We start from the raw sequence: 22,892 nt of genomic DNA, 5'->3' as shown, positions 1-22,892 counted from the left end.
GGCCAGTCAGTGGACGCAAGCCCGGCATTTCAAGGAAGAGAATATGAGAACATCGGATTATGGAAGACTGCTGGCCCTGGCCGCCATCTGGGGCGCCAGCTTTCTGTTCATGCGCATCGCGGCCCCCGCCTTTGGCTCGGTCAATACCACCTTTTTGCGGGTCTTCTTCGCCCTCATCGGCCTCGCCGCCATGTTGGCGCTGCTGCGAACCCCCATGCAGTTTCACGGCAAACTCAAGTCGTCCATGGTGCTTGGCATCATCAACTCCGGCATCCCCTTCCTGATGTACGCCATCGCGGCGCTCTGGCTGCCGGCGGGGTATTCCGCGATCCTCAACGCCACCACGCCCCTGATGGGGGCCCTCATCGGCTTCTCCTTCTTCAACGAGCAGCTGACCCTGCGCAAATGGGCCGGCGTGCTGCTCGGCCTCGTCGGGATCACCCTCATCACCACCACCGGGGAGCTGAGCCTGACCGGCAACCTCGTCACCGGGGTGCTGGCCTGCCTCCTCGCCACCGCCTGTTACGGTTGCGCCGGCTTCCTGACCCGCCGCTGGATCAGCGAGCGCGGAGGGCTGGATGCCAAGCTGGTGGCCTTTGGCAGCCAGCTCGGCGCCTGCCTGTTCCTGCTGCCCTTCTTCGGCTATGTCCAGGCCACGGGGCCCGTGGTCAACTGGGCCCTGCCCGAGGTGTGGGCCAGCGTGCTGGCGGTCGGTTTCATCTGTACCGCCCTCGCCTACCTGCTCTATTTTCGCCTCATCGCCGACATCGGCCCCCTGCGCTCCCTCACCGTCACCTTCCTCATTCCCCCGTTTGGCATCCTGTGGGGCTATCTGGTGCTCGGTGAGACCCTGACCGGTGGCTTCGTCATCGGTGGCGTCGTTGTCTGTCTCGCGGTCTGGCTGGTGGTGAGCCCGGCCCGCGCCGTCAAACCCATCAGCCCACAGCCCGAGCGCTGATCCCGTAACTGAACCCTTGAAATACCGGGCCCCAGGGCCCGGTATCTGTTTCGGCCATCAGATTGCGCCGCCTCGCCTTCCCCGGACTCGGCTCACGCCGCGAACTGGGGTAAGATAGGCCCCATCGTCTTCTCCCCGCCCCGGCGGACCCAGCAGCAGGACCAGCCTTGAATCACCTCAACGACAACAGCCAGAACCGGGCGCAACAGATCTTCACCGTCACCCGCCTCAACAGCGCCGTGCGCATGATCCTGGAGCAGGATCTGGGGCTGGTGTGGCTGACGGGGGAACTCTCCAACCTGGCGATGCCCAGCTCCGGCCACTGGTACTTCTCCTTGAAGGACATGTCCGCCCAGGTGCGCTGCGCCATGTTCAAGGGCAACAACCGCCGGGTGCCGTTCCGCCCGCAGGATGGCATGCAGGTACTGGTGCAGGCACGGGTCTCCCTCTACGAGCCCCGCGGCGACTATCAGCTCATCATCGAGTCCATGCAGCCCGCCGGGGATGGCATGCTGGCCCTGCGCTTCGAGGAGCTCAAGCGTCGGCTCGGCGCCGAGGGGCTGTTCGACGAGGGGCGCAAGCGTCCCCTGCCCCGTGAACCCCGCGCCGTGGGCCTGGTCACCTCCGCCACCGGCGCCGCCCTGCACGACATGCTGACGGTGCTCAGGCGCCGGGCCCCGGATCTGCCGGTCTTCATCTACCCGACCCAGGTGCAGGGCAGCGCCGCCACCAGCCAGATAGTGGCGGCCATCATGCTGGCCAACCGCCGCGCCGAGGTGGACGTGCTGATCGTCGGTCGCGGCGGCGGGTCGCTGGAAGATCTCTGGTGCTTCAACGAAGAGGCAGTGGCCCGTGCCATCAGTCGCTCCGCCATCCCGGTGGTGAGCGCCGTGGGTCACGAGGTGGATGTGACCATCAGCGACTTTGCCGCCGACTTGCGCGCCCCTACCCCCTCCGCCGCCGCCGAGCTGGTGGCGCCGGACAGAAGCGCCCGTGCCCAGCGTCTCGCCCACCTGCACCAGCGCATCACCCAGGCCATGGCGCGACGCCAGACCGCCGCCAGCCACCAGTTTGCCCTGCTGCAAAAACGGCTGGATCACCAGGATCCCAAACGCCGGCTGGAGCAGCAGTCCCAGCATCTGGACGAGCTTGCCAACCGCTTGCAGCAGTTGCTGGCAAGCCGCCTGCATCGAGGGGAGCGGCGCCTGGCGAACCTCGAGCTGCGCCTGCAGGCCAGCAGCCCCGAGAAACGGCTGGCCGCCGGCAAGCGCCGTCATCAGCTCGCCGAGGAGCGCCTCCTGACCCTGATGAACCGCCGCCAGAGCCAGGCCGAACACCGCCTCGCCATGCTGAGCGCCCGCCTCGACGGGGTCAGCCCGCTGGCCACCCTGGGTCGCGGCTACTCCATCACCCGCACCCAGAGCGGCGAGGTGATCAGTCGCGCCAGTCAGGTGAGTCCGGGTCAGACACTCCTCACCACCCTGGCACAGGGGAGCCTCGAGGTGCGAGTGGACAGCATTAACGACCAGTAAACTGCGCTACAGAAAAATAAAAATGGCCCACCGTATGGTGGGCCATTTTTTATGCTGCCAAACTCACACCATGGAATGACGAACTGCGGCGCCCGGATGGCCAGATCTCGCCGCCGGCACAGGCTCACCACCCAGGGGATTGAGCTGCAAGAACTCGAACAGCCCGGCCTGCAGATTGACGTTCCAGAAGCGCCCGGCCAGGGTCAGATCCAGACGTTCCCTCGACAGTGTCGCCAGTCCGTGCTGCTGCCAGGCTTCGAACAAGGGGGCCAGATGGGCACGCAATGGCGCAGGGATCCGTTCCAGCGCCAGCCAGCCGGTGTCGAGCGCCCCGCGCAGCAGGCCGTCGATACGGGCATTGGGATTGACGCTCATCACCATGCCGGGGGCGCGCGCATTCGCACTCAGGGCCTCGTGCCAGAGGGCCAGATCCCGGCCATACATCAAACCATGGCCGTGCACATTGCCCCCGGCACCGGCGCCGAAGGGGAGGATCTCGGCCCCGCGCTTCGCCATCTGGTTGTAGCGGCTCTGCTCAGCATCGCCCCGGCGCCAATGGCTGCCGGAGAGCCGATCCCAGCCCCCCTGCTCCAGCGTGTGGGCCCCATAGGCATACATGGCCGCGCGCTGCTGGCCGTCTGCCGACCAGCCGAGCTTGCCCTTCTGCTCCGCCCGCTCCAGATTGGTGCCCGCCATGGCGATGAGCTGATAGAGATCCACCCCGTGCACCCCGCTCGCCATCACGTCCGCGATGTCCTGACGCCAGATTGCATCATCCTGGCCCGGCAGACCGAAGATGAGATCCGCGACGATGACGGCGGCATCGTCCCGGGTCAGCTCGGCCAGCCGAGTCAGTAGCGTCTCCCTGTCGTCGAAACGGGCCGCCTGCTGGCGCACGGCGGTATCGAAGCTCTGCACCCCGAACGAGAAGCGGTTGAAACCCCCTTCGAGGGCCGTCTGCCACTTCTCGTCATCGAAGCCGTTGAGGCGCCCCTCCAGCGTCAGCTCCGCATCCGGCGTCAGGGGAAAACGGCGGATCACGGCGGCGAGGCGCGCCAAATCCACCGCCTCCATGTCGGTGGGGGTGCCGCCCCCCACATAGACGGCGGAAAATGGCAGACTCTGACCGAGGGGGGAATCGGCGGCCCGCTGCAAACTTTCACACAGGGCGGCCATATAGCGGCTCATGCGCGCCGGATTGGCGCCATTTTCGAAGAAGTTGCAGAAACTGCAGCGCTTGCGACAAAACGGAATATGGATGTAGAGCGCCCGCTCATCCGCCTGGCTCGGCTGCTGCCACCAGGCCTGCCAGCCCGCGTCATCAAGGGGCAAGGGACGCACGCCTCCCCGGCTGGCGTGGGCCGACGTCTTGGCGGTGAAGGCAAACTTGAGGGGATCCGGGCTGGAGACCCCGGTCATGGTGGGAGTGAGTTGTACTGTCATCAGGGACCGTTACCATCTGCAAATAATGCAAATGATAACGACTATCACTCAATGGCCGCGTTGTGCTGGATCAAGTCAGGGGCAGAGTGTGGCCATTAATCCCCACCCTGAGACAGGACCGGGCTAGAAGGGGTTGAGTGACGAGGGATCAGAGAAGAGAGATAGCCACCCCCCGGGGAGAGTGGCGACACACACGGATTGGCTTTGCCTGCGCAACATGGCGACCTCGCGATGCGGGAAATCAGCCAGGCGCGGCTCGCGCGCTCAATCGTTGCCGATGATGATGGCCACCCGGCGATTCTCGGCGCGTCCGGCCATGTTGCTGTTGCTGGCGATGGGCGCCTCTTCACCGCGGCCGCGGATATCCAGGTTGGCAGGGGGCATGCCCACGGAGATCAGCACGTCCGCCACGGACTGGGCCCGTTTCAGGGAGAGCTGCTGATTGTAGGCCGCCTCACCATTGGAGTCGGTGTGGCCATCCACCCGCGCCTTGTCCAGCCCCACATCCATCAGTGCCTTGCCAAGCTGCGCCACCACCTGGCGCGTGTTGGGGTTGAGTGCCCCCACGTTGTTGGCAAATAGCACCTTGTTGGAAATATCCAGAGTCCAGCCTTCGTCGGTCAGGTGAAAGCCCTGCTCCTTGAGCACGGTCAGCTGTGCCGGGGTCAGGCCCTGGGGAGCGCTCTGGCATGCGCTCAGAAGGGTGAGCAACAAACCGGTCAGGCTCGCTCTTATCCAGTTGGAAGTGTTCATTCTTGTCCTCTTGTTATTGTACTTGCGTCACTCTGCGTCTCTTGTGCTCTCTTCAGCCTCCCGTCGTTGTCGTTTCGACTCATACATGGCGCCATCCGCGTGTTGCAGCAGCGCCTCCGCCGTGCCCCCCTGCTGGGGATACATGGCAAATCCGACACTGACGCCGGCCACCAGCTGCTGGCCGTCCCCCAGCACCACGGGGGCCGCCATGGCCCGCTGGATCCGGACCATCACCTCATCCACCTCGTGCTGGAAATGCAGGGGCAACAGCAGGATGGCAAACTCGTCCCCCCCCAGCCGGCATACCAGATCCAGCGGCCGCAGCTGATGCTGGATCCGTCTGGCCAGGGTGATCAGCACATCGTCACCGGCGGCGTGGCCGAGGCTGTCATTGATCTGTTTGAAGCGATCGCAGTCGAGATAGAGCAAGGCAAAGTGCTCCCCCTTGGTCGCACCGGCCGTGATGGCCTGGGCCAGCCTCGCCTCGAACAGGGCCCGGTTGGGCAGCCCGGTCAGGGGATCGTGGGTCGCCTGATGGAGCAGGCTGGCATTCTCCCGCTTCTGGTGTGCCTGCCAGGCTTCCAGCTCATCCAGCAGGGAGTTGAAATCCTCCCCCAGCTCGTGCAGCTCGGCGATATTGGTCGACGGTACCCGCAGGTTGGTGTCGCGGCGGCGGCGCACATTGAAGGCCACCAGCGCCAGGGACTTTAGCGGTTCGGTGATGGAGTGCTGCATCCGGCGCGCCACATAGAGGGCACCCAGGATGCTGAGCAGCAGGCAGACCAGGGTCGCCAGCAGGGTTTGCAGCAAGAAGCTGAGCAGGTATTGCCCGTGTCCCACCAGATGGATGCTGGCGATCTCCTGGCCATCCCGCAGTATGGGCAAGTCCACCGGACCTGGCAGGATCAGGTGAGCCAGTTGCTGCTCCAGACTGGACCAGGGGGTGGAGATGGCCCGGGTCCAGCTTGCCAGCAGCTGACCATCGGCCAGATGAATGCTGGCGCTCGCCACATCCTCGTGGGAGGCAATGGCCTCAAGGGCATCTCTGGCCGCCTCCTCGTCGTGGAACACCACCGCCGCCTCAGTGGTATAGCTGATGGCCCGCGCCACCAGCTCCAGGTTGTGGTCCGCATAGAGGCGCAGGGCCAGCAGGGCGGTGATGGTCAAAAACAGGCCCGCCATGCAGACGGCGGTGAGCGACGTCATCATATGGGTGCGCCCAAGGCTCTGACGCAGGGTGACCCGGGTTGAATCAAACGAGGCGTGATCTTTCATGGCGCCCCCTCCCCGGCACGGGCCAATTTGAGCACGGCCGGGTGCACCCTGACCCCGCTGCGGGCAAGGGCATCCAGATTGACCTTGAAGCGCACCCTCTCCCCCGTCGCCTGCAGGCAGAAGACGGCGTCGGCGATGCACTCGCTGCTCTGCTCGCTGATGCTGAGGATGGGGTACCCCTCCAGCCGCTGGAACAGGGGCAGACGCAATGGGGGGGAGAGCACGCCGACGTAGATCACGTCGCAACGCTGGCCCAGGCTCTCGTCATTGGTTTCGTAACGGTGTACCTCCACTGGACGGCCATTGGCCTGGTGCGCGATGCTGAGCAGGGCCTCCGCATATTCCGTCGGCGCCGTGATGCACAGGCGCAGGGTCGTGGGTTCGCTCGGCCAGCGGGTGTAGCTGAGGATATCGAGCACGGTCTGGCGAACCTGTTCGGCACGCAGTTCCGCACTGGTCAGGGGCTCACCGGCCTGCACCAGGGAGCCAGACAGCGTGATCAGCAGCAACAGGGCCCGGATCAAGGAGTGTGATTGCATCATGCCTGTCTGCGCTCGTCAGTACCCATGGCAAGGGGGAGGATATGTGATGCGAGCTTACCAGTCGTGCGAGCATCGCAGACCCGCAACCACCTCGGTTGTGTCAGCTGTTGTCGCAAGCACCACAGGGCCCCGTGATCAACAGGGCCCCACCAGCCTGATCCACTCATCTCGCTATTTCTTGCCGAGCCCGTACTCACGCAGCTTGTTGGCGATGGCGGTGTGGGAGACCCCGAGCCGCTTGGCCAGCTGGCGAGTGGATGGAAAAGCCGGGTAGAGCCGCGCCAGCAGCTGGCTCTCGAAGCGCTTGACCGCTTCGTCGAGCCCTCCCTCAAACCACTCGTCGATGATCGGCATGGTGTCAGCCGCCATGGGCAAATCCACGTGCTCGGGGCCGATCTCGTCCCCTTCCAGCAGGGTCATGGCCCGGTAGAGGCAGTTGCGCAGCTGGCGCACGTTGCCCGGCCAGCGATAGGCGGTCAGGTATTCGGCCATGTTGCGGGTGAAACGCGGGCGCGGGCGCTGCAACTCGCTCGCGAAGCGGGAAACGAACTGCTGGGCCAGGGCCATGATGTCCGCCTTGCGCTCACGCAAGGGGGGAAGCGCCAGACTCAGCACGTTGAGGCGATAGTAGAGATCTTCGCGGAACTTGCCCTCGTGCACCAGATCCAGCAACTGCTTCTGGGTGGTGCAGATGAAACGCACATTGACCCGCACCTCCTGCTCGTCCCCGACCCGGCGGAAGACCCCGTCTTGCAGCACCCGCAGGAACTTGGTCTGCAGATGGGGAGACATGTCGCCGATCTCGTCCAGCATCAGGGTGCCACCGCTCGCCAGCTCCAGCACCCCGCGCTTGCCCTCGGTGTTGTTGCCAAAGGCGCCGGGGGCGTAACCGAATAGCTCGCTCTCGGCCACGTTGTCCGGCATGGCGGCACAGTTGAGCGCCATGAAGGGGTGGCTGGAGCGCAGGCTGGCGCCGTGGCAGGCGCGGGCCAGCAGCTCCTTGCCGGTGCCGGTTTCCCCGACGATCAGCAAGGGGGCGTCCTGCATCGCGAGCTTGGCGGCCTGGGCCAGCACCTCTTTCATCTTCTGGCTCTCGGCCTGCAGGTGCTCGAAGCCCCCCACTTCCACCGCGTGCAGCGCACTGAAATGCATGCCGACCCGGCGGGCGGATTTGAGTACCACCACGGCGCCGGCCAGGGCCTGTTTGCCCTTCTCCTCCGCCACGAACAGCGGCATGAGATCGCCGAGGTACTCCTCGCTACCGAGGCTCAGCTTGCAGGTCTGGGGGCGGATCTCTGGGGCCTCCAGCCAGCGGCTGAAGGAGAAGCCCTTGACCAGGGAGCCCAGCGCCATGCCGCGCACCTCCTCCGGTGGCAATGCCAGCGTGGTGAGGGCGGACTGGTTGGCCTGGGTGATCTTGCCCTTGGCGTCGAGGGAGAACACCAGATCCGGCAGCGCCTTGAGCAGGGCCTCAATCTCGTGATGCTCCCGCTCGGAGGGCATGTAGGGAATGGTTTTGACGTCATAGACGCCAGGAATGCGGCGAATGCCCGGCATCAGGTGCTGGAAGTCGCTGAATTCCAGCTCGGGGAAGTTGAGGTAGATGATGCCTGAGGTATCGATTTCGATGCCACGCAGATCGATGTTGTGCTCCACCAGGCGGTCGAGGAGTTCCCGGGTCAGGCCCAGGCGGTCTTCACAGCTGACTTCAAGACGCATTCGGAACACACTTCCTAGCTAACATTCTGATTCACCGGATAATACAGACTCGATCCCGCCAGTGCGAGCGCTGACCCACAAAAATGCGGGCCCACCCGATTTTCATCAGGCAGGCCCGCGGGGAAAAACCGGGGAAAATGGCTTACTTCAGCAGCGCATCGGTGCGTGCCGCCATGATGAAGTCGTTGCGATGTAATCCGCCAATCTTGTGGGTCCACCAGCTCACCGTGACCTTGCCCCACTCGGTCAAGATGGCGGGGTGGTGAAACTCTGCCTCCGCCAGCTCGCCGAGACGGTTGGTGAAGGCGAGCGCCTCCTTGAAGTTGCGAAAGCCAAACTCCCGGCGCAGTTGCAGCTCACCGGCGACCACCAGGGGTTGCCAGTCGGGAATGTCGTGCATCAGCGTCGCCAGCTCCTCGTCGCTGACCTTGGGGGCATCGGCGCGGCACGCTTCGCACTGTTGGCTTGCCAGTTCGGACATGGGGGACTCCTTTGGTTAATAAATCGGAAAGTGGACCCTGGCCTCAGCTCGCCTGCTTGTCAGGGGCCGGGGCGAACAAGGGGGCATTGAGGCCGAGGCGACGCGCCTCGGCGAGCGCCCCCATGATGTCTTGCTCCGCCAGCCGGTAGAGGGCATCCAGGCTCGGCAACACGAAGTAGATGGGTTGCATGATGTCGATGCGATAGGGGGTGCGCAGCACCTCCATCAGATTGAAGGGCTGCAACTTGGGCTGGCCCGAGAGGGCATAGGCGGTCTCGCCGATGGAGGAGAGGATGCCGCCGCCATAAATGTGAAGGCCATCGCTCCCCTGCCCCTTATCGGCGTCCCCCTGCACCAGGCCGAACTCCACCGTGAACCAGTAGAGGCGTGCGAGGAAGACCCGCTCCTCCTTGCTCGCCTGCTGACCGAGCTGGCCGTAGACATGGGTGAAGTGGGCGAAGGCCGGGTTGGTCAGCATGGCGCAGTGACCGAACAACTCGTGGAAGATGTCGGGCTCCTGCAGATAATCGAGCTCGTCCCGGCGGCGGATGAAGGTGGCCACCGGAAACTGGCGGTTGGCCAAGAGCGAGAAGAAGCGGTCGAAGGAGATGAGCGCCGGCACGGCCACCACGGTCCAACCGGTGGCGGGTTGCAGCACGGCGTTGATCTCGGCGAGCTGGGGGATCCGCTCCCGGGGCAGGTCGAGGCGCGCGAGCCCCGCCACGTACTCCTCACAGGCCTTGCCACCCAGCGCCGCGAGCTGGCGCTCGATGAGGATCTGCCAGGTGCCGTGCTCCTCATCGCTGTAGTGGATGACGCCCTGCTCGTCCGGTTGATGTGCTGTATAGAGGCTGGCCATGATCCCTTCCATCCCGTGCCCTGCCTGGGCGCCGCTGCGTTGGCTCTGCGGGAGAAGCCCTGTGTGCACAGGTTCTCTCGCAAAGGTCTATGGGATCACTGTAACGGTTTGCCCCCTAAAAAAGCAGCCGACCCCGGGGTCGGCTGCCACGCACAAATGTAAATAATTTGTGACATTCAGATTTGAGACTCCCATGCCAGACCCGAACCATCATCCGGGCTCCGGAACGGGAGTGCCAGGACCTCAGCGATTGAGATAGCCCGCCAATTGGCCGATGAGCCGCTTGCGCAACTCGCCAAGCTTGGGTTTCTCGTCGCCGCACCAGGGCAGCGGGCGGCACGCCTCTATGGTGCGCAGCCCGAGCCGTGCGGTGAGCAGCCCCGCCCCCACCCCCTGGGCGGCCCGCGCCGACAGCTTGGCGGTAAGCTCGGCACCGAGCAAATCCATCCCCACCTCGGTGACGAGTTCGGTGGCGCCGGCATAGAGCATGTTGCGAAACACCTGGCGGATCAGCTTAATTCGACTCCAATAACCGAGTTCAATGGCATAAACATCCGCAATATCTTCAATCATCCGCAGGTTTCGCCACAGCATCAGCATCATGTCGACGGTGGCAAGTGGACTCAGGGCCACCAGCACGGCGGCCTCCCCCGACCATTTGGCGACCCGGGCCTGGGCCAGCTTGTCCCGCTCGGTCAGCACCAGCTGGCTGTAAAGGGTCAGCACCTCCCGGTCGCTGTGACTCTCGTCGAGCTGGGAGAGCCAGTTGCGATAGCCCTCCCGCCCCTTGTCACCACTCTTCTCGGCCAGAGCCTCGCAAAATGCCTGGCCCTGCCCCACCCCCTGATGCGCCAGCAGGTCTTCGGCGCGGGAGCGCACATCCTGGCGCCGCTTGAGGGTACGCAGTCGCAGCCACTCACGGCCCGCCACGGAGGCCGTACCCACCAGCACCAGACCGGAGGCCAGCAGCCAAGCCCCGCCCCAGAACGGCGAGGAGGCAAACTGGTCGGCGAGGAAGACCCCAAACTGGCCGAGGGAGAGCAGCCCCACGGCCCCCAGTCCCCAACCCAGCAGGCGGTGACGGCGACGGGGCTTGACGGTGAGGGCGGGCTCCACCTCGGTGAAGTCATCGAGATCGTCGAGGCGCTCGAAACTCGCCTCTTCCAGCCGCTGGGCCGGTGCGGGAGCGGGCTCCCGGGCTGCCGCCGGGATCACCGGCTCCAGCACCATCTTCCCCTGCAGCGGCGCCTCATCCAGCGCACGCGGTTTTGTCTGATCGTTCATCGCTATGTTCCTCGGCGCTAGGTCGCGGGGTTGCCGCCGCCTGGCCACCTGATTATTCGAGATGATCCCCGAGCAAGAATTCCAGCGCGGCATCGAGCCGGATATGGGGCAGCGCCTGATGGGCGCTCATGGGCAACGGGCGAAATGCCTGGAAATCAAAGCCCTGGTGTTGCCACCACTGGGCCGACGGGATCTGGGAAGGCACCTCCCCGGGAAACAGCAGCAAGGGCTCGCCGTCCAGACTGGTGCCACGGATGGCGGGGAACTCCCGGCCATTGGCCTGCCCCTTGCCCACCTCGGTGGCCTTGATGGCGGCGAGCGCCAGGCATTCGGTCTCGATGCCCTCGAAGCGAGCCTGGCCGCGACCGCTGCTCACCAGATGTTGCAACAGAGAGACCAGAGGCCCGTGCTGCTCCGGGGTCACGTGATCGGCCTTGCTCGCCACGAACAGCAACTTGTCGATGCGCGGGGCGAACAGCCTGCGCCACCAGTTGCTCTTGCCGTAGGCAAAGCTCTCCATGATGCGGGCGATGGCCTGTTGCATGTCACCAAAGCTGGCGGCACCGGCGTTGAGGGGTTGCAGGCAGTCCACCAGCACGATCTGGCGATCAAACCCGGCGAAATGCTGCTCGTAGAAGCCCTGTACCAGGTGCTGCTTGTACTGCTCGAAGCGCTGCTTGAAGGTGGCGTAGAGGGTGCCGTCGGCAGGCTCGTGGGCAGGCTTGTCCCACACCCAGGGCACGAATTGCAGCAGCGGTGCACCGGCATACTCCCCCGGCAGCACAAAGCGCCCGGGCTGGATGAGGTGCAGACCGAGCTCCCGCTTGCAGGCGTGCAGGTAGTCGGTGTAACGCTCCGCCAGCTCGCAGGCCGGTTTCTCCTCGAACGGCTGCTCTGCCTGCCAGGCCGGCGCCAGCCAGCGACTGGCGAGCGCCTGCAGCTCGGGGCGGCGCAGCTGCTGCTCAACCTGCTCGCTCCACTGCTCGTAGCTGAGATCCAGCAGCGGCAAGTCCAGCAGCCACTCGCCGGGGTAATCCACCAGATCCACATAGAGGGTGGAGATCTCCCCCAGATGGCGACGCAAGGGATGGCGGGTGCGATAACGAATTTCGAGGCGTACCTCGGCCACCCCGCGGGTGGGCTCGGGCCAGGCGGGGGGATCGCCAAACAGAGCGTCGAGCCCCCGCTCGTAGGGGAAGGTGGGGATGTGGACGTTTTGCTGGGGCACCCGACGGGCCCCCAGGATCCGCCCCTGACGCTGGGCATCCCACAAGGGCAGCCGACCGTCGATGGCCGCATGCTCCAGCTGGTTTACCAGCGCCGTGATGAAGGCGGTCTTGCCACTGCGGGAGAGGCCGGTGACCGCTAGCCGGATGTGGCGATCCCGAACCCGGTTCACTACCTCATTGGCCTTGTGTTGCAGCACGGACCACTGCTGTTCGAACTTGTTTCGTAGCAATTTTTTAGGTGTCAAGGCGTGCTCAATCCTCTGTGTTGCTGCGCCCCAACCCTCGCTGGCCCAGGGCGCGCTTGTCTCTTGTCACACTCTCATCACAGCTTGCTGAATTCCCGTTGCAAGTTGAACTCCTTGGAGGTGACCAGCTTCTCCATGCGCTGCAATCTCGGCTCCAGGCTGTCGAGCTCCTGGGCGATTCGTCCCAGCGCCTGATGAGGGGTAACCCCCGCCTGCCAGCTGCGCGCCTTCATGCGCAGCTCGCCAAAATCGGCATCCTGCTCCCCATAGAGGGTCACCGGTTTCTTGTCGAGCAGGAACCAGGCTGCAATATAGGCGGTGAAGGTGATGAAACCGGCGAAGATGAGACCGCTGATGGCCAGCAGCCGCACTATCCAGGTCTCCACTCCAAAGTAGTCGGCAAGGCCGGCGCAGACGCCGGCAATCTTGCCCTGCTGGGGATCCCGATAAAGGTTGCGTTGACTGTTGGCGGCGCTCATACCTTGTTCCTCCAGCCGGGGACCTCGGCATCCAGGATGGACTCCAGGGCACCGACCCGCTCCTGCATCTTCTCGGCGCGCACCAGCAACCCTTGCAACTGTTCGCGCTCGTTGTCGGCGAGGCCTGCCCCTATCCTGCCTTTGGCACGATAGTGCAGCACCAGCCAGATGGGGGCGACGATCACCATGAAGACGATGAGCGGCGTCGCCAGAATGCCAATGATGTCTTCCATCCATTACTCTCCTTTGGGAGCCGGGTTCTGACCCAGCTTCTCACGCATGGCCTCGAGTTCACGACTGATCTGATCGTCCACTTCCAGCTCGGCGAATTGCTGGGCCAGCGCCTTGTCGGATTGCCCCAGATCGGCGCGGGCTTCCATCTCGTCGATGCGACGCTCCATGCGCTCGAACTTGCTGACCACGGCCTGGCTGTCGCCACGGGCCACCTGGCTTTGCACGTTTAGGCGGCTGCTGGCCGCTTCGCTGCGAATGGCCATCGCCTTCTGGCGGGCACGGGCGTCTTCGAGTTTGGCTTCCAGCTGGCGAATTTCATCCCCCAGCTTGTCGATGCCGCTGTCCACCGCCTGCTGCTCCCGCTGGAGCGCATCGGCGAGCTCCACCTGCTTCTTCTTCTCGATGAGGGCGGCGCGGGCCAGATCTTCACGGCCCTTGGTCAGCGCCAGCTCGGCCTTGGCCTGCCACTCGTCCACCCGCTCCTGATGGCGGCAGACCTGGCGGCCAATCTCTTTCTGGTTGGCGAGGAAGCGGGCCAGGTTGGAGCGCTCCTTCACCAGTTCATCTTCCATCTCCTGGATGATCAGGCGCACCATCTTCTGGGGATCTTCTGCCTTGTCGAGCAGGGCCGTCAGGTTGGAATTGATGATGTCGGCCAGACGGGAAAAAATACTCATGATTGTACTCCTGTGATGGGCATTGGGTTGTTTCTCCATTGACAATGGCAACTTGTGTGCCAATCTGGAACAAATTTTAACTTATTGATTTATATGGGCGCATTGGATGAAATTCAAGGACGCCGTCTCAAGGGGTGATAAAAATCACCAACTCTTGGTAAGATTGACCAGATTTTTCAACGAGCAGGGAGCAAGATGAGCACAACCACGGAGAGCCTGTTGGGTGAGTCCAACGCATTTCTCGAGATCATTGAGCAGGCCTCGCGACTCGCCCCCCTGCGCAAACCCGTGCTCATCATTGGCGAGCGGGGCACCGGCAAGGAGCTCATCGCCCACCGCCTACATTATCTCTCGGCCCGCTGGGATCAAAGCTTTGTCACCATCAACTGCGCCACCTTGAGTGAAAGCTTGCTGGAGACCGAGCTGTTTGGCCACGAGGCAGGCGCCTTCACCGGCGCCGCCAAGCGTCACCAGGGCCGTTTCGAACGAGCGGACGGGGGCACCCTCTTTCTCGACGAGCTGGCCACCACCAGCGCCCGGGTGCAGGAAAAGCTGCTGCGGGTCATCGAATACGGGGAGTTCGAGCGGGTCGGCGGGGCCAAGCCCCTCAAGGTGGACGTGCGCCTGGTGTGCGCCACCAACGAGGATCTGCCCGCCTTGGCAGACAAGGGGCTGTTTCGACACGATCTGCTGGATAGATTGGCCTTTGACGTGATAACCCTCCCCCCTTTGCGGGAGCGACGGGAGGATATCCTGATGCTGGCGGAGCACTTCGCCCACAGCATGACCAGGGAACTCGGCTACCCGCTGTTTGCGGGTTTCTCCCGCAAGGCGACCCAGCTGATGCTCGACTACCCCTGGCCCGGCAACGTGCGGGAGCTGAAAAACGTGGTGGAGCGCAGCATCTACCGCCAGGGCAACCCGCAATTGCCGCTGGCGGAGCTGGTGCTCAATCCCTTCGACTCCCCCTGGCGCCCTCGCGCCGCGAGCGTGCAGACCTCCGCTCCCGCCGGGGAAGCGCCCCCTGCCGGCTCCCCGCCCCTCCAGTTGCCGCTGGATCTCAAGAGCACGGTGGCCGAGTTCGAGATTAATTTACTCAAGCAAGGGATGCAGCAATCTCAGTATAATCAGCGCAAAGCGGCCCAATTGCTGGCGCTGAGTTACCACCAGTTCAGGGGCATGCTGCGAAAATACCAGTTGCTCGACGGGGATGATGGCAATGGCAACCCAGAGCACGACGGCGCCTGAGTCAGGACCTGCCAGGGGCCATGTCGCCCACGGTTGATGACGGGATGTGGCAAGATAGCCGCCAGGAGAGGGATGATGCGCCGCCACGGCAGCAGCACGGGCCCTCACCACTCGCCAGCCCGGGGCTGGCACTTTCGAATAAAAACATGGTTCCATAATGAGAATGCTCAAACCAATGCTGCTCGGGCTGCTGGTGCTGGTCACCGGTTGTCAGAAACAGGACGACGCCTCCAAGACAGGGCTCATCTATTGCGTCGAAGGGGCGCCCCAGACCTTCAACCCGCAGCTCGCCAACTCGGCGGTGACCCTGGATGCCAGCGCCCGCCCCCTCTACGATCGCCTGCTGGAGGTCAACGCCAATACCCTGAGCATCGAAGGGGGGCTGGCCACCCGTTGGCAGATCAGTGACGACGGCCTGACTTACCGCCTCACCCTGCGCAAGGGGGTGACCTTCCATCGCACTCCCTGGTTCAATCCATCCCGTCCCTTCAACGCCGACGACGTGGTATTCACCTATCATCGCCTACTGGATGAGCATCACCCCTACCACCACATCTCAGGTGGCGATTACCCCTATTTCTCGAGCCTCGGCCTCTCCTCCCTCATCAAGCGGGTCTACAAGAAGGGCCCCCATGAGGTGGTATTCGAGCTGAATCGGCCGGACTCCTCCTTCCTCGCCACCCTGGCCAGCGACTACGCCATCGTGCTCTCGGCAGAGTATGGCGAGCAGATGCAAAAGGCAGGTACCCCCGAGCTGCTCGACAGCCGCCCCATCGGTACCGGTCCCTTCAGCTTCAAGGAGTACCGCCACAACGAGTTCGTGCGCTACCTGCGCCATCCCGGCTACTGGGGCGGCGAGGCCAGGATTGAGCAGCTCATCTACGACATTACCCCCAAATCCTCCAAGCGGCTCGCCAAACTGCTGACCGGGGAATGCGACGTGATGAGCACCCCCTCCGCCAGCCAGCTGTCGGTGATCGACAAGGATTCCCACCTCAATCTGTCGGTACAGTCGGGCATGAACGTCGCCTTCCTCGCCCTCAACACCCGCAAGGCACCGTTCAACAAGGTGAAGGTTCGCCAGGCCATCGCCAGCGCCATCAATGTGCAGAACCTGCTGCAGGCGGTCTATTTCGAGACCGGACAACCGGCGGTCAGCCTGCTGCCGCCCCTCTCCTGGGGCTACAACCCCTCCTTGCACCTGCGCAAGCAGGATCTCAAGCTCGCCCGTCAACTGCTCGCCGAGGCTGGTTTCCCCCACGGTTTCGAGATGCAGGTGCTGGTCCAGCCAGGGGCGCGCCCCTACAACCCCGATGGCCTCAAGACCGCCCAGCTGATGCGCAGCGATCTGGCCAAGATTGGGGTGAAGCTGAAAATCGTGCAGCAGGCCTGGCCGGTCATCGAGACCCGGCTCGCCAAGGGGCAATATGACAGCCTGCTCTCCGGCTGGGTCGCCGACAACGCGGATCCGGACAACTTCTTCCGTCAGCTGCTCAGCTGCGCCGCCGTCGAGCGGGGCAACAACTACAGCCGCTGGTGCAGCCCCGCCTTCGATCAGCTGCTTGACGATGCGGTGACCACGCCCCAGCTCGCCTTCCGGCTGCGCAATTACTACTATGCCCAGACCCTGCTCGGCGAGCAGTTGCCGGTGATCCCCCTGGCCCATGCCCTGCGCACTCAGGTGAGCCGCAACGATATCGAGGGGCTGGCCCTTATGCCCTTTGGGGGCACCACGTTCAATCAGGCCCATCGGGAGTGAGCATGTTCCGACTTCTTCATGCCAGCGATGACGCTCCGTCATCCCACCGTCAGCGAGGACGGACCTAACCATGTTCTTCTATATCCTGCGCCGCATCACCTTGCTGCTCATCACCCTGCTGGTGCTGAGCATCGGGGCCTATCTGCTGGAATATCGCCTCATCACCCAGGTACTGGACTTCTGGCACGGCTACCCGGACTTCATGCGCCGGATCTTCGCCGGCAATCTCGGCGTCTCCAGCGTCTCCGGCCAGCCGGTGCTGGACGAGATCCGTCACTACTTCCCGGCTACCCTGACCCTCTGCCTCGCGGCCTTCGCCATCTCCCTGCTGGTGGGGATCCCGCTCGGCACCCTGGCCGCCCTCTACCAGGGGCGCAGCGTGGATCTCTCCATCATGACCGCCGGCCTCATCGGCTATGCCGTGCCGGTGTTCTGGCTGGGGCTGCTGATGGTGATGTTCTTCTCCCTGGATCTCGGCTGGCTGCCGAGCTCGGGCCAGATCAGTCTGCTCTATGACGTGCCCAACATCAGCGGCATTGCGATCATCGACGTGCTGATGAGCCAGGAGCCCTGGCGCGAGGCGGCCCTGCACGATGCCCTTCGCCATTTGGTGCTCCCCTCCCTGGTGCTGGCGGTGGTGCCCACCACCGAGGTGATCCGCCATGTGCGCAGCTCCCTCATCGACGTGATGAAGCAGAACTACATCAAGGCCGCGGCGAGCCGTGGCCTCTCCCGTCGCCAGATCGTCTGGCGCCACGGCCTCAAGAATGCCCTGCCCCCGGTGTTGCCCCTGCTCGGGTTGCAGCTCGGCAGCGTACTCACCTCCGCCATGATCACCGAGGTCGTGTTCGACTGGCCCGGCATTGGTCGCTGGCTGGTGAGCAGCATCGCCCTGCAGGATTATGCCGCCATCCGGGGAGCCTCCCTGGTGGTGGCGAGCTTCGTCATCTTCACCAGCGTCAGCACCGAACTGCTGACCACCATCATGTATCCGGCCAGGCGCAAAGAGCTCTATGCAAAGCAACACTGAACAGGGTCACGGGATGCACCGCAACCAGACACCATCCGCGATACCGGCCCCTTGCGGCTCTCGGGGTTGCCGGCCTGGCGCAAAGCACGCGATGCAACACATGACTGAACACGCCGATGGCCTGGGTGGGAGCCTGACTCATGCAAGATAAATCGAGCCTCTACCCGGAACTCAGGATCCTCTCCCCCCTGGAGCAGACCTGGGCCGCCTATCGCCGCAATCCCCTGGCCATGGCCGGACTATGGTGTTTCGGCCTGTTGCTGCTCATCACCCTCATCGGTCCCCTGGTGGTGCCCTATGGCATCGATGATCAGCACAGCACCCGCCTGTTGCTGCCCCCCTCCTGGGCCAGCACCGGCAACATCGACTACTTCCTCGGCACCGATGATCTGGGCCGTGACATCCTCTCCCGCCTGGTGGTGGGGGCCCGTCTGACCTTCGGCAATGCCCTGCTGGTGGTGCTGATTGCCCTGATCATCGGCTCCGCCATCGGCATCCTCGGCGGCATGAGCAAGGGGGTGAAATCGAGTGTGCTGCACCATCTGCTCGATACCCTGCTCTCCATCCCCTCATTGCTGCTGGCCATCATAGTGGTGGCCATCCTGGGGCCTGGCCTGTTCAACACCCTGATCGCCATCACCCTGGCGCTCATTCCGCCGTTCATCCGGGCCACCTACAACGCGGTCCACACCGAGATGCAGAAGGAGTACATCATCGCCAGCCGCCTCGACGGCTCGCCCCCCTCCCGCATCATGCGTCTCGCCATCTTGCCGAACATCGTCGAGACCCTGGTGGCCCAGACCACCCGCACCCTCTCCGCCGCCACCCTGGACATCTCGGCGGTGGGCTTCCTCGGCCTCGGCGCCCAATCCCCCCAGCCGGAGTGGGGTGCCATGCTGGCGGATTCGAGCGACCTCATCTATCTCGCTCCCTGGACCGTGACCCTGCCCGGCATGGCCATCCTGTTCAGCGTGCTGGTGACCAACGTGGTGGGTGAAGGGATCCGCGAAGCGCTCAAGGAGGGGAACGACTGATGGGGGTATCATTGAAGATAGGCAGCCGCGCGCACCTGAGCTCCGCGCTGGACATGCCGTCACGGGCTGGCGCCCGCGCACCACTCGAAGGGGGAAACGTCCATGCCCTTGCTTGATATCCGCAACCTCACCATCGAGATTGACACACCCCAGGGCAAGGTCAAGGCGGTGGACAAGGTCAGCCTGACCTTGAGCGAGGGAGAAATTCGCGGCCTCGTCGGCGAATCCGGCTCCGGCAAGAGCCTGGTGGCCAAGGTGATCGTCGGCATCCAGAAGGACAACTGGACGGTGCGCGCCGACCGGATGCGCTTCAACGACATGGATCTGCTGACCATGGCCCCCAAGGAGCGGCGCCGCATCATGGGCCGGGAGATCGCCATGATCTTCCAGGATCCCATCAGCTGTCTCGACCCCTCGACGGAGATTGGCACCCAGCTGGAAGAGGCCATCCCCACCGACTCCTTCGTCGGCAAGCTCTGGCAGCGCTTCCAGTGGCGCAAGAAGCGGGCCATCGCCCTCTTGCACCGGGTCGGGGTCAAGGATCACCGCAAGGTGATGCGGGCCTATCCCCACGAGCTCTCGGACGGCATGTGCCAGAAGGTGATGATCGCCATGGCCATCGCCAATCAGCCGCGCCTGCTGGTAGCGGACGAGCCCACCAGCGCCATGGAGTCCACCACCCACTCCCAGATCCTGCGGCTGCTGGACAAGATGAACAAGCTGGGCAACACCACCATCCTGATCATCAGCAACGACGTCGCCGCCATCGCCAACCTGACCGACACCATCAACATCATGTACTGCGGTCAGATGGTAGAGGTGGGGACCCGCGAGCAGATCATGACCAGCCCTCATCACCCTTATACGGACGCCCTGCTCAAATCCATCCCGGACTTTGACAAGCTGGTGCGCCACAAGTCCCGGCTCGAAACCCTGCCCGGGGTGATCCCTCCCCTGCAGCACCTGCCCATCGGCTGCCGGCTCGGCCCTCGCTGCCCCTATGCCCAGAAGCAGTGCGTGCAGACCCCGCTGATGAGCAAGGTGAAGGGACACCAGTTCAGCTGCCACTTCCCCCTCAACATGGAAGAGCCGAAGAAATGATCGCTCCCCGTCGCCAGCCCCGGCTCCCGGGCACCCCATCCCAACAGGCCGGTCATGGCGCTGCACACCCGAGCCACATCGATATAAAAATGATGCCAAGAGCCATTTTTTTAGCATGTTCCGCTACCCAGGAGCCCAACCTGTGACCGAACCCTCTCTGTTGCAGGTCAGGGGCCTGTGCAAGACCTATCAGAACCGTACCGGCCTGTTCCGGCGCCAGGCGGTGGAGGCGATCAAACCCCTCTCCTTCAGCCTGGAGACGGGTCAGACCCTGGCCATCGTCGGCGAGGCGGGCTCCGGCAAGAGCACTCTCGCGCGCATTCTGGCGGGCATGATAGAGCCGAGCGGCGGCGAGATCGCCGTCGAGGGCCAGCGCCTGGTACACGGCGACTACCAGACCCGCTGCAAGCTGCTGCGGATGATCTTCCAGGACCCCAACACCTCCCTTAACCGCAAGATCCGGGTCGGCCAGATCCTGGAGACCCCCCTTCGCCTCAACACGGCGCTGAGCGAGGAGGAACGACGGGAGAAGGTCGTCCAGACCCTGCGCATGGTGGGCATGCTGCCGGATCACGCCCTCTTCTACCCCCAGATGCTCTCCGCCGGTCAGCAGCAACGGGTGGGGCTGGCACGTGCTCTGATCCTCAACCCCAAAATCGTGGTGGCGGATGAGGCGCTGTCGACCCTGGATATCTCGGTGCGCTCCCAGATCATCAACCTGCTGCTGGAGATGCAGGAGACCACGGGGCTGAGCTATGTGCTGGTCGCCAACGATCTGGGCATCGTCAGCCACATCAGCGACGAGGTGCTGGTGATGCACGAGGGCCGGGTGGTGGAGCGTGGCAAGACCCTCAAGGTGTTCGCCGATCCCCAGCACGAGGTGACCCGCCGCCTCATCCAGAACTACAACAACGAATACCGCCGATAACCCCCAAACGGCCCGCTCGGGCCGTTCCTCCCCCTGTCAGCGACAAGAGAGAACCGGCCTGTTAGCCGTTTTCAGCCATAAAAAAACCCGGCTTGTGGGCCGGGTATTGCGCTCAAAAAAAAGTGATTGCGTCGCTCGTAGTAGGAACACCCCAGATACTAGGTGTGCCCCCTTTTATCAACAACTGTCAGATCTGACAGGCAGTCCGCTATGGAACCTGAACTGCGGATCCGGTGAGCAGATGAGCTCCGCCTCTATCTTCCCGAAGAAGGCCACCCGCTCGCTGATATCCTCCTCGGCAAACTGTTCCGCCAGGGCCAGATAATCCTGGTAGTGACGCGCCTCCGAGCGCAGCAGGGAGACATAGAAGCGCCCCAATTCTTCGTCCAGATGGGGAGCCAGCTTGGCGAAGCGCTCGCAGGATCGCGCCTCGATGTAGGCACCGATGATCATCTTGTCCACCACGGCCGCGGGCTCGTAGGTGCGCACATGGGTGAGCAGGCTGCGGGCGTAGCGGGAGGCGCTGACCGGGCCATAGGGGATGTCGCGGGCCTGCATCAGCGCCAGCACCTGCTCGAAGTGGTGCAGCTCCTCCTGAATGAGCCTGACCATGGGAAACAGCAAGGGGTTGCGCTCAAGCTCGGCAAACACGCTTCTGTCCGACTCCCCCATGGTGCGCTTGCCCAGGATCTCCGCCTTCTCGGGGATGGCGTCTAGCTCCCGGTAAAACTCGAGCTTGGGCAGCAGATGGCGCTTGCCCTTGGGCAGGCAGTAGCGGCGCACCAGACTGTGGGCGGTCAGGGCGGCCTTGTTCTCGCAGTTGGCGTGATCGATGAGCAGGGTCGACAACTGGGCGGGATCCCGCGCCATCTCCACCCACTCATCCGGGGTCTCACAATGCAGGAACTGGCGAACGGGGGCTAGCAGATCATCCATCTGAACTCTTGTACTCTCTGGTTGGCGTTGACTGACATACAGGCTGCGGCGGGTCGCCGCGAAGGGGGCCTATGCTAACGGATCCCGCCCCCGCTGCCCACTGCCATCACGCCAGCAGGCGCTTGAGGGAGTCGCGCCGGATCAGGGTGCCGCTGAAGGAGGGCAGTGTCTGAACGCCCCCCTCCTCCACCATGGTGATCAGCCGGCTGATGGTCTCCTGGATCATCTCGGTCACCGGCATCTTGACGCTGGCCAGCGAGGGAATGACGTAAGGTGCCAGCGCGATGTCATCGAACCCCACCACGGAGACCTGCTGGGGCACCGCGACTCCGCTGGCGTGCAGCTGCTTGATGGCACCGATGGCCATGTCATCGTTGCTGGCCACCAGGGCCGTGAAACTCACCCCTCGCGCCAGCAGGGTCGCGGCGGCGGCGGCGCCGCAGGCGGGGGTCCACTTGCCGGGGGCGATCAGGGCATCTTGCTGGGGCAAGCCGTGGCGAGCCAGGGCGTCGCGGTAACCTGCGAGGCGCTCGATGCCGGTCGGCGAATCGGACGAGCCGGCGATGAAGGCGATCTCCCTGTGCCCCATCTCCACCAGCTTGTCCACCACGGTCGCCGCCGCCACCCGCTGATCGGAGTAGACGCAGTGGTGGTGGTGACGGGGCAATCGCCGGTTGAGCACCATGATGGGCTGGGGATGCTGCTCGATGATCTCGTCCATCTCCTCGACGCCGAGGAAACGGGGGTAGATGATGACACCATCACAGCGCGAGTCCAGCAGGTACTGAATGGCCTGACGCTCTTCCTCGGCGCTGTGCTTGCCATCGGCCAGGATCAGCTGGCGCCCGCGGGCCTCCGTCATCCGCGCCGCGTGGGAGAGCAGCTCGCCGAAGTAGACGCCGTGATAGAGGGTGTTGGTCACCACCAGCCCCAGGGTCTGGGTGCTTTTGGTCGCCAGTTGCCTCGCCACCAGATTGGGGCGATAGCCGCTCTCGTCGATGGCTTTGAACACCCGATCCCGGGTCTCCTGGCTGGTATAGCCATTGCCCGACAACACGCGGGAGACCGTCGCCTTCGACACCCCTGCCCGTCTCGCCACCTCCAGCATAGTGGTCATCTTCTTCATCCCTCCTATCCGACGGGCCG

General features: G+C 64.0%; 22 protein-coding genes. 8 read left to right on the top strand and 14 right to left on the bottom strand.

From position 1 onward, the window contains the following. Positions 1–43: 43 nt before the first annotated feature. Both ABNP46_RS09060 and xseA read left to right on the top strand, forming a co-directional pair. Positions 44–958, top strand: a complete 915-nt coding sequence (locus ABNP46_RS09060; protein ID WP_349922062.1) for a DMT family transporter — start codon at positions 44–46, stop codon at positions 956–958. A gap of 167 nt (positions 959–1,125) precedes the next feature. Beyond that, positions 1,126–2,490, top strand: coding sequence for an exodeoxyribonuclease VII large subunit (gene xseA / locus ABNP46_RS09055; RefSeq protein WP_349922061.1), 1,365 nt, complete (start codon positions 1,126–1,128; stop codon positions 2,488–2,490). 63 nt (positions 2,491–2,553) lie between these two features. Here xseA and hutW read toward each other — a convergent pair whose 3' ends face one another. From hutW to pspA, 12 genes are all read right to left on the bottom strand, one after another. Continuing rightward, positions 2,554–3,933 carry a heme anaerobic degradation radical SAM methyltransferase ChuW/HutW gene (hutW, locus tag ABNP46_RS09050; protein ID WP_349922060.1) on the bottom strand — a complete coding sequence of 460 codons (1,380 nt, stop codon included), beginning with the start codon at positions 3,931–3,933 and terminating at the stop codon, positions 2,554–2,556. Positions 3,934–4,197: 264 nt separating this feature from the next. Next, entirely contained in the window at positions 4,198–4,686 is a 489-nt protein-coding gene (locus ABNP46_RS09045; protein WP_349922059.1) for an OmpA family protein, read from the bottom strand. Positions 4,687–4,713: 27 nt separating this feature from the next. Then, entirely contained in the window at positions 4,714–5,961 is a 1,248-nt protein-coding gene (locus ABNP46_RS09040; protein ID WP_349922058.1) for a diguanylate cyclase domain-containing protein, read from the bottom strand. Continuing rightward, positions 5,958–6,503 (bottom strand): YfiR family protein, encoded by a 546-nt coding sequence (locus ABNP46_RS09035; protein WP_349922057.1) that lies wholly within the window; start codon positions 6,501–6,503, stop codon positions 5,958–5,960. Before ABNP46_RS09035 ends, ABNP46_RS09040 begins: the two co-directional genes overlap by 4 nt. A gap of 171 nt (positions 6,504–6,674) precedes the next feature. Continuing rightward, positions 6,675–8,222 carry a transcriptional regulator TyrR gene (gene tyrR, locus ABNP46_RS09030; RefSeq protein ID WP_349922056.1) on the bottom strand — a complete coding sequence of 516 codons (1,548 nt, stop codon included), beginning with the start codon at positions 8,220–8,222 and terminating at the stop codon, positions 6,675–6,677. Positions 8,223–8,364: 142 nt separating this feature from the next. Further along, positions 8,365–8,703 (bottom strand): 4a-hydroxytetrahydrobiopterin dehydratase, encoded by a 339-nt coding sequence (locus tag ABNP46_RS09025; RefSeq protein WP_349922055.1) that lies wholly within the window; start codon positions 8,701–8,703, stop codon positions 8,365–8,367. Positions 8,704–8,746: 43 nt separating this feature from the next. Next, a complete protein-coding gene (phhA, locus tag ABNP46_RS09020) occupies positions 8,747–9,562 on the bottom strand; it encodes a phenylalanine 4-monooxygenase (RefSeq protein ID WP_349922054.1) in 816 nt (271 codons plus the stop codon). 243 nt (positions 9,563–9,805) lie between these two features. Beyond that, a complete protein-coding gene (locus tag ABNP46_RS09015) occupies positions 9,806–10,846 on the bottom strand; it encodes a YcjF family protein (protein WP_349922053.1) in 1,041 nt (346 codons plus the stop codon). Positions 10,847–10,898: 52 nt separating this feature from the next. Beyond that, positions 10,899–12,305: a YcjX family protein gene (locus ABNP46_RS09010; protein WP_349922443.1), complete on the bottom strand. Its 1,407-nt coding sequence runs from the start codon at positions 12,303–12,305 to the stop codon at positions 10,899–10,901. Between the two features lie 92 nt (positions 12,306–12,397). Then, a complete protein-coding gene (gene pspC / locus ABNP46_RS09005) occupies positions 12,398–12,799 on the bottom strand; it encodes an envelope stress response membrane protein PspC (protein WP_349922052.1) in 402 nt (133 codons plus the stop codon). Further along, positions 12,796–13,032, bottom strand: coding sequence for an envelope stress response membrane protein PspB (gene pspB, locus ABNP46_RS09000; protein ID WP_349922051.1), 237 nt, complete (start codon positions 13,030–13,032; stop codon positions 12,796–12,798). The genes pspC and pspB overlap by 4 nt, the downstream gene beginning before the upstream one ends. Before the next feature lie 3 nt (positions 13,033–13,035). Further along, the gene (gene pspA, locus ABNP46_RS08995; RefSeq protein ID WP_349922050.1) at positions 13,036–13,710 is read right to left on the bottom strand and encodes a phage shock protein PspA; all 675 of its coding nucleotides are present in this window, start codon (positions 13,708–13,710) and stop codon (positions 13,036–13,038) included. Between the two features lie 195 nt (positions 13,711–13,905). Here pspA and pspF point away from each other — a divergent pair, with 195 nt between their 5' ends. The 6 genes from pspF to ABNP46_RS08965 all read left to right on the top strand — a co-directional run bounded on the left by pspF (position 13,906) and on the right by ABNP46_RS08965 (position 20,810). Beyond that, entirely contained in the window at positions 13,906–14,958 is a 1,053-nt protein-coding gene (gene pspF, locus ABNP46_RS08990) for a phage shock protein operon transcriptional activator (protein ID WP_349922049.1), read from the top strand. Between the two features lie 163 nt (positions 14,959–15,121). Further along, the gene (gene sapA / locus ABNP46_RS08985) at positions 15,122–16,717 is read left to right on the top strand and encodes an ABC transporter substrate-binding protein SapA (RefSeq protein ID WP_349922048.1); all 1,596 of its coding nucleotides are present in this window, start codon (positions 15,122–15,124) and stop codon (positions 16,715–16,717) included. A gap of 70 nt (positions 16,718–16,787) precedes the next feature. After that, positions 16,788–17,747: an ABC transporter permease gene (locus ABNP46_RS08980; protein ID WP_349922047.1), complete on the top strand. Its 960-nt coding sequence runs from the start codon at positions 16,788–16,790 to the stop codon at positions 17,745–17,747. A gap of 140 nt (positions 17,748–17,887) precedes the next feature. Then, positions 17,888–18,781 (top strand): ABC transporter permease subunit, encoded by an 894-nt coding sequence (locus ABNP46_RS08975; RefSeq protein WP_349922046.1) that lies wholly within the window; start codon positions 17,888–17,890, stop codon positions 18,779–18,781. 102 nt (positions 18,782–18,883) lie between these two features. Beyond that, positions 18,884–19,882, top strand: a complete 999-nt coding sequence (locus ABNP46_RS08970) for a peptide ABC transporter ATP-binding protein (RefSeq protein WP_349922045.1) — start codon at positions 18,884–18,886, stop codon at positions 19,880–19,882. 142 nt (positions 19,883–20,024) lie between these two features. Continuing rightward, positions 20,025–20,810 carry a peptide ABC transporter ATP-binding protein gene (locus ABNP46_RS08965; protein ID WP_349922044.1) on the top strand — a complete coding sequence of 262 codons (786 nt, stop codon included), beginning with the start codon at positions 20,025–20,027 and terminating at the stop codon, positions 20,808–20,810. Positions 20,811–20,987: 177 nt separating this feature from the next. On the opposite strand, the gene miaE is transcribed toward ABNP46_RS08965, so the two are convergent. Next, positions 20,988–21,746, bottom strand: coding sequence for a tRNA isopentenyl-2-thiomethyl-A-37 hydroxylase MiaE (miaE, locus tag ABNP46_RS08960; RefSeq protein ID WP_349922043.1), 759 nt, complete (start codon positions 21,744–21,746; stop codon positions 20,988–20,990). 106 nt (positions 21,747–21,852) lie between these two features. Next, the gene (locus ABNP46_RS08955; protein WP_349922042.1) at positions 21,853–22,863 is read right to left on the bottom strand and encodes a LacI family DNA-binding transcriptional regulator; all 1,011 of its coding nucleotides are present in this window, start codon (positions 22,861–22,863) and stop codon (positions 21,853–21,855) included. Positions 22,864–22,892 lie beyond the last annotated feature (29 nt).

Origin of the sequence: Aeromonas veronii (genome assembly GCF_040215105.1) — a bacterium.
Lineage (GTDB): Bacteria > Pseudomonadota > Gammaproteobacteria > Enterobacterales > Aeromonadaceae > Aeromonas > Aeromonas veronii_G.
This window is presented reverse-complemented; position numbering and strand designations above follow the sequence as displayed.

Bases quoted from the DNA above. Each gene is read 5' to 3' on its own strand.
- ABNP46_RS09060 (WP_349922062.1), top strand. From the start codon at position 44: ATGAGAACATCGGATTATGGAAGACTGCTGGCCCTGGCCGCCATCTGG.
- hutW (WP_349922060.1), bottom strand. From the start codon at position 3,933: ATGACAGTACAACTCACTCCCACCATGACCGGGGTCTCCAGCCCGGAT.
- ABNP46_RS09045 (WP_349922059.1), bottom strand. From the start codon at position 4,686: ATGAACACTTCCAACTGGATAAGAGCGAGCCTGACCGGTTTGTTGCTC.
- ABNP46_RS09040 (WP_349922058.1), bottom strand. From the start codon at position 5,961: ATGAAAGATCACGCCTCGTTTGATTCAACCCGGGTCACCCTGCGTCAG.
- ABNP46_RS09035 (WP_349922057.1), bottom strand. From the start codon at position 6,503: ATGATGCAATCACACTCCTTGATCCGGGCCCTGTTGCTGCTGATCACG.
- tyrR (WP_349922056.1), bottom strand. From the start codon at position 8,222: ATGCGTCTTGAAGTCAGCTGTGAAGACCGCCTGGGCCTGACCCGGGAA.
- ABNP46_RS09025 (WP_349922055.1), bottom strand. From the start codon at position 8,703: ATGTCCGAACTGGCAAGCCAACAGTGCGAAGCGTGCCGCGCCGATGCC.
- phhA (WP_349922054.1), bottom strand. From the start codon at position 9,562: ATGGCCAGCCTCTATACAGCACATCAACCGGACGAGCAGGGCGTCATC.
- ABNP46_RS09015 (WP_349922053.1), bottom strand. From the start codon at position 10,846: ATGAACGATCAGACAAAACCGCGTGCGCTGGATGAGGCGCCGCTGCAG.
- pspC (WP_349922052.1), bottom strand. From the start codon at position 12,799: ATGAGCGCCGCCAACAGTCAACGCAACCTTTATCGGGATCCCCAGCAG.
- pspB (WP_349922051.1), bottom strand. From the start codon at position 13,032: ATGGAAGACATCATTGGCATTCTGGCGACGCCGCTCATCGTCTTCATG.
- pspA (WP_349922050.1), bottom strand. From the start codon at position 13,710: ATGAGTATTTTTTCCCGTCTGGCCGACATCATCAATTCCAACCTGACG.
- pspF (WP_349922049.1), top strand. From the start codon at position 13,906: ATGAGCACAACCACGGAGAGCCTGTTGGGTGAGTCCAACGCATTTCTC.
- sapA (WP_349922048.1), top strand. From the start codon at position 15,122: ATGCTCAAACCAATGCTGCTCGGGCTGCTGGTGCTGGTCACCGGTTGT.
- ABNP46_RS08980 (WP_349922047.1), top strand. From the start codon at position 16,788: ATGTTCTTCTATATCCTGCGCCGCATCACCTTGCTGCTCATCACCCTG.
- ABNP46_RS08975 (WP_349922046.1), top strand. From the start codon at position 17,888: ATGCAAGATAAATCGAGCCTCTACCCGGAACTCAGGATCCTCTCCCCC.
- ABNP46_RS08970 (WP_349922045.1), top strand. From the start codon at position 18,884: ATGCCCTTGCTTGATATCCGCAACCTCACCATCGAGATTGACACACCC.
- miaE (WP_349922043.1), bottom strand. From the start codon at position 21,746: ATGGATGATCTGCTAGCCCCCGTTCGCCAGTTCCTGCATTGTGAGACC.
- ABNP46_RS08955 (WP_349922042.1), bottom strand. From the start codon at position 22,863: ATGACCACTATGCTGGAGGTGGCGAGACGGGCAGGGGTGTCGAAGGCG.